The organism is Bradyrhizobium sp. USDA 4341 (assembly GCF_054063755.1).
Window position 1 is genome coordinate 9,357,463 of the sequence record NZ_JBSSGO010000002.1, and the last position, 11,801, is coordinate 9,369,263.

Sequence of the window (11,801 nt, forward strand, 5' to 3'; positions counted from 1 at the left end):
ACGTGAGCCGGAACTACGACGCGATCAAGGCGCATTATGCCGGATCGGATCGCGGTGATCTTGCCGCCATGATGGCGCCGATCACCGGGGAGACCAGGTGGACCGAGATGGCGGGTTTTCCCTATTCGGGAACCTATGTCGGCGCGGACGCCATCATCGCAGGCGTGTTCAAACGCATTGCCGAGGAGTGGACCGGCTACACGTTCACGCTTGAACGACTGATCGATGGCGGCACGACGATCGTCGGGATCGGGACCTATTTCGGGCACTTCAAGCCGACCGGCAAGGCAATGAGCGCGCGTGTCGTGCACGTCTGGGACGTGGATGAGGGGCGGGTGGCGCGCTTCGAGCAATTCACCGACACAAGGCTCGTCGCAGACGCGATGAGGTGACGGGGGCGAGGCGCGTGCGCCGGGGGCTGGGGCATCGGCCACTCGGCGCACGCGGGCTTCGGGCACACACATTGCTCGTTTGTGTCCTAGGCCAATTGCGTCCAAGTCCAAGACGCGCCGGATCGCGCCTGCCTAGTATCGAGATCAATTCGGCCGAACAACGCGCCGTTATTGCATTGCACGATGCGCAAGGGGACGCGCGGCGGAACAACGAAACCCACGCGACATCTGGGGTATGGAGGGGAACGCATGATATCGAGACAGACGATCCTGACTGCCGTCATCGCAATGCTTGCGGTCTGCATCGGCAGCGCTGCCTACGCGGCTGATCCAAACTGCGGTGCCAACACCGGCAAGGCAGCGACCGGCGAGCCGATCGTCGTCGGCGGCATCGTCAGCATCACCGGCCCGGACAATTTCAGCTCGTCGGGGCTGGCCGCGGCGGCTTATTTCAAGTGCCTGAACGCCAACGGCGGCGTGAATGGCCGCCCGGTCAAATATCTGCTCGAGGACGACGCCTGGAACCCGGAGCAATCCTCGCAGGTCGCGGCGAAGCTGATCCGTGACCAGAAGGCGGTCGCGCTGGTCGGCAACATGAGCTTTGTCGATTGCGGCGCCAATCAGGGGATCTACGAGAAGGAAGACATCATGGTGATCGCCGGCGTCGGCGTGCCGCGCGATTGCTTCTTCCAGAAGAACTATGCGCCGACCAATGCCGGCCCGCGCGTCAGCAACACCAAGGCCGTGATGGATGTCGCGCGGACCTATCCCGGCAAGATCAAGCGTGTGGTCTGCATCGCGCCGAACATTCCCAATGTCGGCGAGTGGTCGTGCACCGGCGCGGTCGCCTGGATCAAGAAGCAGGGCGGCGACGGCAAGACCATCGCGTTCGATCCCGGCTCGCTCGATGCGACCTCGATCGTGCTCGAAGCGATGGCGTTCAAGCCCGACGTGATCAGCGTCGGCACGCCCAAGGGGCTGGCGGTTCCGATCTTCGCTGCGGCGGAAGAGCAGGGGCTGGCCGACAAGGTGCATTTCGCAGGCCCGGCATCGCTCTACAATCCGGACTTCCCGCACGCGATCGGCAAGTACTGGGACGGCAAGGTCACGGTCGACATGGAGCTGAATGCAGCCAACGCCGGGACGCCGGATACGCTGAACTGGCTCGCAGTGCTGGACAAGTATGGCCAGGCCTCCGATCCCCGAGATACCTTCTCGCAGGCCGGTTACCTCGCCGCACGCGTCACGGCGGAAACCCTGCTGAAGATGGATCCGGCCAAGATCGATCGGGCCTCGGTCACGGCTGCGCTGCGCAACGTCAACCGCTTCGAAAGCGACATGTTCTGCTCGCCCTGGTACATCGGCTCGGGACCGCGTCACAACGCCAACCACGCCGGCCCGGTGTCGCAGGTCAAGGACGGCAAGCTGGTGCCGAAGCCGGTCTGCATCGAGTCGGAAGATCCCGAGCTCGACGACGTGCACGCCTTCGAGAAGACGATCGGGATCACGAAATAGACGATGCCCGATTTCACGCCCTTTCTCGTTGCGGGCCTCGCGACGGCCGCCACCTACGTACTCTCCGGTGTCGGCATCGTGGTGCTCTACCGGGCATCCGGCGTGGTCAACTTTGCCCAGGGTGCCGTCGGCGCCCTGGCAGCCTTTATTTCATGGTCGATCGTCGAGCGCGGCGGTCCGGCCGAATGGTCGTGGATTGGCGGCATCGCCGCCGCGGTCGCGGTGTCATTCCTCTATGGCCGCGTGATCGCACCCCGGCTTGCCTATTCGGATCCGATCATGCGCGCCGTTGCGACGCTCAGCTTCGCACTCATTCTGTTGGGGTTCATGGGATATGTCTGGGGCGAGGCGCCGCGCAGGCTTCGGCTGCCGACCGACACGATGAGCTTCGACCTGATGGGCGTTCGCGTCACGATGACGCGCGCAGTCGCGTTTGCGCTTGGCTTGCTGGTCACCTGCGCGGTGATGGCATTTCTCTCCCATAGCCGTGTCGGACTTCAGATGCGGGCGCTGGCCAGCAGCCGCGAGCTCAGTGCGATGCTTGGTGTTCGCGTGTTCCGCGTTGATGGCTGGGCCTGGGTGATCTCGGGCGCGCTGGCCGGCGTCAGCGGCGTGCTGCTCGCCGATCTGCAGCGGCTGAGCGGCCAGGCGTTGACATTCGCCGTCATTCCGGCGATCGCCGCGGCGGTGGTCGGGCGCTTCGCATCGCTGCCGGCGACCGTGGCGGGCGGCCTCGCGATCGGCGTCTGCGAGGCGCTGCTGACGCCGGTGCCGATCATCGGCCCGTTCCGTACCGCGGTGCCGTTTCTGTTTGCGGTCGGCGCGCTGCTGTGGATGCAGCGCAAGGTCGTCTTCGTGTACAGGTGAGCTGACGTGACCGATCAAAGCCTGGAGGGAGTGCCGCCCATTCGCGCCACCAGAGTTCCGCTTCGCGGGATCGCCCTGTGCGTGGCCGCGCTGATCGCCCTGTATGTGATACCGGATGCGCTGAGCAATTATTGGCTGCGCACGTTTATCTCCGCCGCGGCGCTGACGATCGCAAGCCTCAGCGTCAGCGTGCTGTTCGCGCAGGTCGGCATGGTGTCGCTGGCGCAGTTCGGCCTGCTAGGCGTCGGCGGCTGGTTCGCGCTGCGCATCTCCCACGGCCTCGGGGTGCCGTTCGAGATCGCGCTGCTCTCCGCGGGCGTCTCGGCGGCGTTGGTCGGGCTGATCGTCGGGCTTCCGGCGCTTCGCATGCGCGGGCTTTATCTTGCGATCATCACCTTGATGATGGCGGGCGCGATTCAGGTTCTGATCAGCGCGTTCGGTTTCCCGGACGGGGGACCCGGCATTCTCGGCAAGAGCACGGGTGCGCGGCTGATGATGGCGCGCCCGTTCGTCGCGCAGAGCGATGAAGCCTATCTGCGCTATGCGATCGTCATCACCGTGCTGTGCCATCTGCTGGTGCTGGCGCATGTTCGCGGGCGGCCGGGCCGCGCTTGGGCCATGATCCGCCGCAGCGAGGTCTGCGCGCTCGCCGGAGGTGTCGACATCGTCGCCTACAAGGTGTGGGCCTTTGCGCTGGCCGGTTTCCTCGCGGGCGTCGCGGGAGCGGTGCTTGCGGGCGGCGTTGGGCAGCTCGACGGCAGCGCGTTTCCGGCGAGCCAATCGATCATGCTGTTCGCACTGACGATCGTGGGCGGCGCGTATTCCTGGTTCGGCCCGATCATCGCCGGGTTGATGTTGCGCGCCTTTCCGGCGCTGCTGAACGATTTTCGCGTCGACGGCAATATCGCGACCATGGTGTTCGGCATTGGACTTCTGCACGCCTTGATCACTGCACCGCACGGCATCGCCGGCCAACTGTCTGACCTGGTCGGGCGCTTGCGCCGGGCCTTTGGTGGCGAACGAAAGGCCGGTCCATGATCGAGATCGACGATCTGACGGTGCAGTTCGGTGGTGTGCGTGGCTTGAGCGAGCTGACGGCACGTCTGCCCGAGCCGGTCACCGGCCTGGTTGGGCCGAACGGCGCGGGCAAGACGACGCTAATCAATGTCCTGTCCGGATTTGTGCGCCCAACTACGGGACGCGTCAGCATCGACGGGCAGGACCTGAAGGACATCGCGATTCACAAGCGGGCTGCGTTCGGGATTCGCCGCACGTTCCAGAATGAGCAGGTCGTCGAGAACCTGACCGCGGCCGACAACATCAATGCCATTCTCGACAATGTGCCGACCGATGGGCAGCCGCGCGCTGCACTGATTGCGCAGGCGCTGGAGTTCGTCGGCCTTGCCGCCAAGGGCAACGTGCTCGGCCGCGACCTCAACGCCTATCAGCGGCGGATGCTGGAGATCGCCCGCGCCATGGTCGGCCGTCCGCGGCTGATCATGATGGACGAACCGGGCGCGGGTCTCGCCCAGCATGAGAGTGAGCATCTGCGCGACGTCATCAGGCAGCTTCACGGCCATTGCGGGGCCCAGGTGCTCCTGGTCGACCACGACGTCGACCTGATCTCGGCGACCTGCGCGGCAACGCTGGTGCTCGATTTCGGCTCCGCGATCGCCTACGGGCCGACGGCAAGCGCGCTGGCCGAGCCGAAGGTGCGGGCGGCCTACCTCGGTGTGTTGGAGGATGCGACGTGAGCGCCGGCCTTACAGTGCAGGGTCTCGATCTCGCCCGCAACGGCAAAGCGGTCCTGCACGGCGTCGATCTGTCGCTCACGCCTGGCCGGATCACTGCGCTGCTGGGCGCGAATGGCGCCGGCAAGAGCAGTCTCGTGCTGGCGATCGCCGGCGTCCTGCCTGCGACCTCGGGCGCCATCAATCTCGACGGACGCTCGATCAGGGGCTTGCGACCGGAGGCCATTCGCGCGAGCGGGCTGGCTGCGGTCCCCGAAGGACACCAGGTCCTGAACGAGCTGAGCGTCGAGGACAATCTCAAGGTCGCCGGCAGCCATCTGCCGCGCGCCGAAATGAGATCGGCGATCGACGTTGCACTCGGCACCTTTCCCGAATTGCGTGAACGCCTTCAGGCCAGGTCAGGCAATCTGTCGGGGGGACAGCAGCAGATGGTGGCGCTCGCGCAGGCGATCATTGCCAAACCACGCTATCTGCTCGCCGACGAGTTGTCGTTCGGTCTTGCCCCCGTTGTCGTTGCCCGCCTGGTGCCGGTGTTGCAGGATCTGGCCGCGCAAGGGGTCGGCGTGCTGCTGATCGAGCAGTTCACGCACATCGCCCTGAAGATCGCCCATGCGGTCTACGTGATGGAACGCGGCAAGATCTGCTTTTCCGGCGAACCGCGAGAATTGATCGACAATCCCGCCATCCTGCACAGCGCCTATCTCGCATAAGCACATCGTCGTTGCGACCCTGGTTGCGGTGCCGTGCCCGCATCTCCGTGCCGGAATCCCGTTGACACGGCAAAGGAGGTGCTTAACATGTTATCAAAAGCGCCGTTCGACGGCGTTTCCCAGGGAGGAGCGCATGCAGCTCCAGGAGTTTAGCAGCTGGACTCCTGAAGTCTGGGGACAGCCGCCTTTGGAGGAATGGAGGGACAAGCTCCGGTCCGTGTGCGGACGGTTCAATCCGTTTGGCCAGGAGGAGCGCGGCTTCGTCAATGGCGGCGTTGTGCTGCGCGATGCCGCAGGCATGGAGATCGTCCAGGTCGCAACCGACGTCGACGTGGTTCGCCGCGCAGAGCGCGATATTCGCCAGGACTACGGCGAGCACTTCTTTCTGCTGGTTCAGTTGCAGGGGGTGTGCGGGGTCGAGCAGCAAGGGCATCAGAGCATCATCTCGTCCGGCGACTGCATCCTGGTCGATTCCTCGCTGCCGTCGAATTTCTTCTTCAACGGCCAGTTCAGCAATCATTTGTCGGTGCATCTGCCGCGGCAATTGCTGCTGTCGGAGAAGCCGAACGACTTCGAGGTGTCACGGCGGCTCGGCGCCGAGGATCCGATGTCGACGATGCTACGAGCGCTGGTTGCCAAGATGTTGCAGATGCCGTCGAGCCACAAGCGGTCCGGCGAATTGCGGCAATTGCTGCTGCAGGCAACCCGGCAGGCGTTCGCCGCGGATCCGCCGGACACCCCGCTATGTCCGAAGGAGCGGGCGTCGGGGCGGCTCGAATTCGCGCGGGCCCTGGTGGACCGCCATCTCACGGCGGAGTGGCTGACCGCGCAATGGCTCGCCAATCGTCTCGGCGTCTCTATGCGCACGTTGCAGGAGGATTTCAGCGCGGTCGGAACCACCGTCACCAGCTTCATCCGGGATCGCAGGCTGCGGCTGGCCAAGGATCGCCTGCTGGAACGGCAGCGCGGTTCTGACGGCGGCACCATCGCCGAGATCGCCTATTCGTCCGGCTTCAACGACATCTCCTATTTCAACCGCTGCTTCAAGCGGGCCTTCGACTGCTCGCCGACCGACGTCACGCGCCGATAGCCTGCTGCGCTCCCGTCCAAGCGAAACCGCGCTCCTTTCCAAGACATTGGCCGTGCGATGGCTTTTGCTGAAGCCAGTCGTTGTCGTGAGGAGAAGATTGCATGCAGCGCTGGGGCTTGCTTATCGACGGGCGCCGGATCGAAACAGATCGTTTCCAGGACGTCCTGAACCCGTCGACCGGCGCCGTCGTCGGCGGAATGCCGCTCGCGGCTGCGTCCGATCTCGACGCCGCGGTTGCGGCCGCCTCCAAGGCGTTTGAAATTTGGAAGGACCGGCCCGATACCGAGCGTGCCGACGCCTGTCGCGCGATCGCCGATACGATCGAGCAGCATGCCGAGGAGCTCGCGCGGCTCCTGACGCTCGAGCAGGGCAAGCCGCTGAACGGGTTAGGTTCGCGCTTCGAGATCGGTGGCGCCGTGGCCTGGACACGCCATACCAGCGGCTTGTCGCTGCCGGTGGAGGTCCTGCAGGACGGTGCCGAAGGACGGGTCGAGTTGCACCGCAAGCCGATCGGGGTCGTCGGTTCGATCACGCCGTGGAATTGGCCGGTCATGATCGCGTGCTGGCATGTCATCCCGGCGATCCGCGCGGGCAACACCGTGGTCATCAAGCCGTCGCCATTGACGCCGCTGAGTACGATCCGTCTGGTCGAGTTGATCAACGAGAAACTGCCTCCGGGCGTGGTGAATGTCGTCACCGGCGACAACGAGATCGGCAGCCTGATGTCGGCGCATCCCGGAATCGGCAAGGTGACGTTCACGGGATCGACGGCAACCGGCCGCAAGATCATGCAGAACGCGGCGGGCAGCCTGAAGCGCCTGACGCTTGAGCTCGGCGGCAACGACGCCGGAATCGTGCTGCCGGATGCCGATCCGAAGAAGATCGTCGAGGGTCTGTTCTGGGGCGCATTCATCAACGGCGGGCAAACCTGCGCGGCGTTGAAGCGGCTTTATGTCCACGACAGTATCCATGACGAGCTTTGCCGCGAGCTCGCGGCCTATGCGAAGCAGATCGTCGTCGGCGACGGTCTTTCCGAGACCTCGACACTCGGCCCGGTGCAGAACCGCCGGCAGTACGAGATCGTCTCGGCCTTCGTCGACGAGGCGCGCAAGAAGGGCGGTCGCGTGCTGGTCGGCGGCGATCCGTCCGGCGGCCCAGGTTACTTCTATCCTGTGACGCTGGTTGCCGACGTCGATCACGGCTGCAGGCTGGTGGACGAGGAGCAGTTCGGCCCGGCTCTGCCGATCATCCGATATTCCGACGTCGAGGACGCGATTGCCAAAGCCAATGCAAGCTCGATGGGGCTCGGCGGCTCGGTCTGGGGGACCGACCTCGCGCGTGCGAAGGCGGTCGCGCAACGCATCGAATCCGGATCGGTCTGGATCAACAAGCACGGCGCCATTCAGCCGAATGCGCCGTTTGGCGGCGTGAAGCAGTCAGGCTTCGGCGTGGAATTCGGGGTCGATGGGCTGAAGGAGTTCACCACCGTCCAGACCGTGTTTGTTTAACCGGGGGAGCAGGTCGGAATCGGCCGCGTCGCAGGAAGTGATATGCAGGAGTATGACTATATCGTCGCCGGCGGCGGCTCCGCCGGCTGCGTGCTGGCGTCCCGCCTGTCTGAAGATCCGCGCAATCATGTCTTGCTGGTGGAGAGCGGACAGCGCGACACCGACCGGTTCATCCACATCCCTGCGACCTTCTTCAAGGTGCTCGAGAAGGGACGGGACGCCTGGGTCTATGCTTCAGAGCCCGAGAGGGGCCTGAACGGGCGCCCATCGATCGTACCGCAGGGGCACGTCCTCGGCGGCGGCAGTTCGGTCAACGCGATGGTCTACATCCGGGGATCGCGGCGGGATTACGATACATGGTCGCAGATGGGATGCCGCGGCTGGAGCTACGATGAGGTGCTTCCGGTTTTTCGCGATCTTGAAGCCAACCAGCGGCTGTCCGGCGAGTATCATGGCACGAGCGGCAAGCTCAATGTCTCCGATCGTGCCTACGGCCATCCGTTGTCCTGGGCGTTCATCCGCGCCGCCCAGGAGGCGGGGATCCCCTACAACGAGGATTTCAACGGCGCGCGCCAGGAGGGCGTCGGCTTCTACCAGACGACGACGAGCCGCGGCCGCCGCCGCAGCGCCGCCGAAGCCTTCCTGCGCGAGGCGGAGCGACGCGCCAACCTGACCATCAGGACCGCGACGCGGGTCCACAAGGTGGTGTTCGAAGGCAAGCGGGCGAGCGGCGTGCTGCTCGAGGACGGTTCGACCGTGAAGGCGCGGCGCGAAGTGATCTTGACTGCCGGCGCCCTGGCGACACCGAAAATTCTGCAGCTGTCGGGGATCGGACCTGCTGCGCATCTGCGCGAACATGGAATCGAGATCGTTTCCGATCTGCCCGGGGTCGGCGAGAATTACCAGGATCATCTCGAGGCGACCGTTCAGTGCGAGACCAGGGATCCGATCTCGATCTTCGGCGAAGACAAGGGCCTTCGGGCCGCATCGCACATGATGCAGTACCTTTTGACCAAGACCGGGTTGCTGACATCAACGGTCGTGGAGTCCGGCGGCTTTGCGGATACCGCCGGAACCGGCGAGCCGGACATCCAGTTTCACGTCTTGCCGACGTTCAACGGCTTTGCAGATCGGCCGTCCGAGCCCGGACACGGCATCTCGATCGGCCCCTGCGTCCTGCGCCCTCAGTCCCGTGGAACTGTTCGCCTGAGATCGCCGAATCCGGCCGACCCGGGGCTGTTCGTTGCCAATTCGCTGGCAGAGCGAGCGGATGTCGACACTCTCGTGCGAGGAGTCCAGCTTGCCATTCGCATTTCCGAGGCGCCTTCGCTGGCGCGTCTGATCAAGCGGCGCGCTTTGCCAAAGCCCGGCGTCGAGAACGACGTCGATGCGCTCGCCGACTATGTGCGCGCGATCTCGAAGACCGTGTTTCATCCCTCCGGAACGGCGAAGATGGGGCCCTCCGGCGACCCGATGGCGGTTGTCTCCGAACAACTGCTGGTGCGTGGGGTCGAAGGCCTTCGTGTCGCTGATGCCTCAATCATGCCGCAGCTCGTCTCGGGAAATACCAACGCACCAACCATGATGATCGGGGAGCGGGCAGCTCGCTTCATCTTGGGAGAGGCGGAATTGACAAGCGCCTCGTGAGACAGTTGGGGTCCGTGTCGCCGAGCGCGCGGACGAATACGCCGCGGTCGAAGCAGGTGTCGGCGCATCCGCGCGCAGCCCTGAGCGGCCTCGATCTCGACCGCACCGAGCAGAGCGCAATCTGCTTCCGGGACAGCATGATTGGACTTCCTCCGGGCGACGCACCGCTTTGTGTGCGCTACGCGTGCACTGGCAGGTCAAAACGGGTACAAGCGTGCGCAAATTCGGCCTAGTTTGAAGCGCACATGTTTATGGATACCCCTTTGAATTCCAAGGTAAACCATTGAAATCGCAGAACTATCTCTTTTCCGTGGCCCGATGATGGATTGGAGCCAGAGTTTAAGCTTTTCAATTGGTTAGAGGACAGCGTGTGCACGACGTGTGCACCGGGAGACCAAAGAAAATCTAGAGACAAACGATGTGAGCACGCCGAACCGGGTGCTTCAGCGTCAGCAGTAGACGGGCGTGGGCGCGACCTGCTGGCAAGCTGGTGATTGTCGAAGTCGATCGTCGATGGACCGCAGTTGGCGCAAGGCGGTCCTTCCTAAGCGCGACCTCTAGCACGGTTAGCAAGACGCAGATCCAAAGATCCATTCGCTGCAGGCCACAGCTCGTTGCAGGATTGGATAATCTTCGCTTCAATCGTCTCTCACTGTCCGCGGGCGGCACAGCAAGAATAAGACATGGAGGATTCATGCCATCGATCGTCATTGCCCAGGGCGGCGGCCCCACCGCTGTGATCAACCAGACGCTGTGCGGCGCCATCCTTGCCGCGCGCAGGCATGATCCGTCGTTGCAGATTCTCGGCGCGCGCTATGGCGTGCGCGGCCTCACGGCGGACAACGTCGTCGACCTCACCGCCGTCCCCGAGGCGGATCTGCACCGCCTCGGCAATACGCCCAGTTCGGCGCTCGGCTCGACCCGCGACAAACCAGATCCCGACACATGCTCTGATATCCTCGCGGCGCTGGACCGGCTCGACGCCCGTGCCTTCGTCTATATTGGCGGCAATGACACGGCAGGAACGCTCGAACTGCTGCGTCAACAGTCAAGTGGCTCCTGCCATTTCGTGCATGCCCCCAAGACGATCGATAACGACTTGATGGAGAACGATCATGTCCCCGGCTTCATCTCGGCCGCCGCCTTCGTCGCCAACGCCCTTGTCAGCATCGATCTCGATTTTCGCGCCATGCCCGGCATCCATGTGGCCATCGTTATGGGCCGTCATGCCGGCTTTCTCACCGCCGCCGCCGCGGGCTGGCAGCAATCGCCCGACGATGCGCCGCATCTGATCTACACACCGGAACAGCCGTTCTCGGTTCCCCGGTTCCTCGACGAGGTCGATGCGGTTTATGCGCGCCTGGGCCGCTGCATCGTTTCGATGTCCGAGGGCGTGCAGGACGAGATGGGTCGGCCTCTCACCGAGGCGCTGGCGGGCGGGGCGGTCGAGCGCGACGCCCATGGCAATCTGCAATTGACCGGCGGCGATCTAGGCGTCGAAATCCAGAAAGCGCTGAAATCGCGTTTTCGCAAGGCAAGGGCGCGCGTCGATACGCTAGGCTATCTACCACGCGGATATATCGGCGTGATCGACGAAACCGACCGCAAGGAGGCTTTCGCCGCAGGCGAATTTGCCGCGCAGAGCGCCTTAACCGGCAGTGGCTCGGTGGTGCTACACTATGACGGCGACCGCATCGAACCTCAGATCGTGCCGCTCGAGCGTGTGGCTGGCAAAACGCGTCATATGCCGGACGACTTCTTTGCTGGCAGCAGTGCCGTTTCGGCTGAGGGACGGGGCTATTTTCGGCGGCTTCTACCCACACGGCCCGACATCTTCCTGCCGTTCGTGTGAAAATTCCGGATAGGGCATTCTCAGCGTGAGGCTCTCAGAAGTGTTTTTTTGGTACAACCGCGGACGTCCGCTCGTGGGCAACGCCGTCCTTGTGCGGAGCTTGGCTACAGTTCCAACCGGTCCGAAGTACGAGACCTAGAGAAAACCGTCGTCTTCCGATCACAACAGTAGAGAGTTCATTTTCACCGCTCGGATTGGCTGCTGCATGACTGCGCCTGGTGGCAGGCGGGTGTGATCTATCAGATCTACCCACATTCCTTTCAGGACACCAATGACGACGGCGTCGGCGACCTCACGGGGATCGGGCGGCGGCTCGACTATCTTGTCAGCCCTGGGGTCGACGCGATCTGGATCTTCCCCGTCTACCCGTCGCCGATGGTTGATTTCGGCTATGACGTCGCAGACTAGCGCGTTGTCGATCCACGCTTCGGCAGTCTGGCAGACTTCGACGATCTGCATTGCCAACTTA

Annotated in this window: 10 protein-coding genes and 1 pseudogene; all 11 read left to right on the forward strand. The window is 63.9% G+C overall.

Annotation, left to right across the window (positions count from 1 at the left end):
- Positions 1 to 2: 2 nt before the first annotated feature.
- On the forward strand, positions 3 to 392 hold the full coding sequence (locus ACVIGB_RS49315) for a nuclear transport factor 2 family protein (RefSeq protein WP_456723789.1): 390 nt from the start codon (positions 3 to 5) through the stop codon (positions 390 to 392).
- Between the two features lie 249 nt (positions 393 to 641).
- A complete protein-coding gene (locus tag ACVIGB_RS49320; protein WP_456723788.1) occupies positions 642 to 1,907 on the forward strand; it encodes an ABC transporter substrate-binding protein in 1,266 nt (421 codons plus the stop codon).
- A gap of 3 nt (positions 1,908 to 1,910) precedes the next feature.
- Positions 1,911 to 2,774, forward strand: coding sequence for a branched-chain amino acid ABC transporter permease (locus ACVIGB_RS49325; protein WP_456723787.1), 864 nt, complete (start codon positions 1,911 to 1,913; stop codon positions 2,772 to 2,774).
- A 6-nt stretch (positions 2,775 to 2,780) separates the two neighbouring features.
- Positions 2,781 to 3,812, forward strand: coding sequence for a branched-chain amino acid ABC transporter permease (locus ACVIGB_RS49330; RefSeq protein WP_456723786.1), 1,032 nt, complete (start codon positions 2,781 to 2,783; stop codon positions 3,810 to 3,812).
- Complete coding sequence (locus ACVIGB_RS49335) at positions 3,809 to 4,528, forward strand: ABC transporter ATP-binding protein (protein WP_456723785.1); 720 nt, start codon at positions 3,809 to 3,811, stop codon at positions 4,526 to 4,528. Before ACVIGB_RS49330 ends, ACVIGB_RS49335 begins: the two co-directional genes overlap by 4 nt.
- Positions 4,525 to 5,235 (forward strand): ABC transporter ATP-binding protein, encoded by a 711-nt coding sequence (locus ACVIGB_RS49340; protein WP_456723784.1) that lies wholly within the window; start codon positions 4,525 to 4,527, stop codon positions 5,233 to 5,235. The genes ACVIGB_RS49335 and ACVIGB_RS49340 overlap by 4 nt, the downstream gene beginning before the upstream one ends.
- A gap of 133 nt (positions 5,236 to 5,368) precedes the next feature.
- A complete protein-coding gene (locus tag ACVIGB_RS49345) occupies positions 5,369 to 6,325 on the forward strand; it encodes a helix-turn-helix domain-containing protein (RefSeq protein ID WP_456723783.1) in 957 nt (318 codons plus the stop codon).
- A gap of 101 nt (positions 6,326 to 6,426) precedes the next feature.
- A complete protein-coding gene (locus ACVIGB_RS49350; protein ID WP_456723782.1) occupies positions 6,427 to 7,833 on the forward strand; it encodes an aldehyde dehydrogenase family protein in 1,407 nt (468 codons plus the stop codon).
- A 42-nt stretch (positions 7,834 to 7,875) separates the two neighbouring features.
- A complete protein-coding gene (locus ACVIGB_RS49355) occupies positions 7,876 to 9,480 on the forward strand; it encodes a GMC family oxidoreductase (RefSeq protein WP_456723781.1) in 1,605 nt (534 codons plus the stop codon).
- A gap of 694 nt (positions 9,481 to 10,174) precedes the next feature.
- Entirely contained in the window at positions 10,175 to 11,332 is a 1,158-nt protein-coding gene (locus ACVIGB_RS49360) for a diphosphate--fructose-6-phosphate 1-phosphotransferase (protein WP_456723780.1), read from the forward strand.
- A gap of 201 nt (positions 11,333 to 11,533) precedes the next feature.
- A pseudogene (locus ACVIGB_RS49365) lies at positions 11,534 to 11,737 on the forward strand (alpha-amylase family glycosyl hydrolase); the annotation flags it as partial.
- Positions 11,738 to 11,801: the final 64 nt, after the last annotated feature.

What these genes read in the sequence shown, in the direction of transcription:
- ACVIGB_RS49335 (WP_456723785.1), top strand. Translation starts at nt 3,809, where the DNA reads ATGATCGAGATCGACGATCTGACGGTGCAGTTCGGTGGTGTGCGTGGC.
- ACVIGB_RS49345 (WP_456723783.1), top strand. Translation starts at nt 5,369, where the DNA reads ATGCAGCTCCAGGAGTTTAGCAGCTGGACTCCTGAAGTCTGGGGACAG.
- ACVIGB_RS49355 (WP_456723781.1), top strand. Translation starts at nt 7,876, where the DNA reads ATGCAGGAGTATGACTATATCGTCGCCGGCGGCGGCTCCGCCGGCTGC.
- ACVIGB_RS49320 (WP_456723788.1), top strand. Translation starts at nt 642, where the DNA reads ATGATATCGAGACAGACGATCCTGACTGCCGTCATCGCAATGCTTGCG.
- ACVIGB_RS49325 (WP_456723787.1), top strand. Translation starts at nt 1,911, where the DNA reads ATGCCCGATTTCACGCCCTTTCTCGTTGCGGGCCTCGCGACGGCCGCC.
- ACVIGB_RS49360 (WP_456723780.1), top strand. Translation starts at nt 10,175, where the DNA reads ATGCCATCGATCGTCATTGCCCAGGGCGGCGGCCCCACCGCTGTGATC.
- ACVIGB_RS49350 (WP_456723782.1), top strand. Translation starts at nt 6,427, where the DNA reads ATGCAGCGCTGGGGCTTGCTTATCGACGGGCGCCGGATCGAAACAGAT.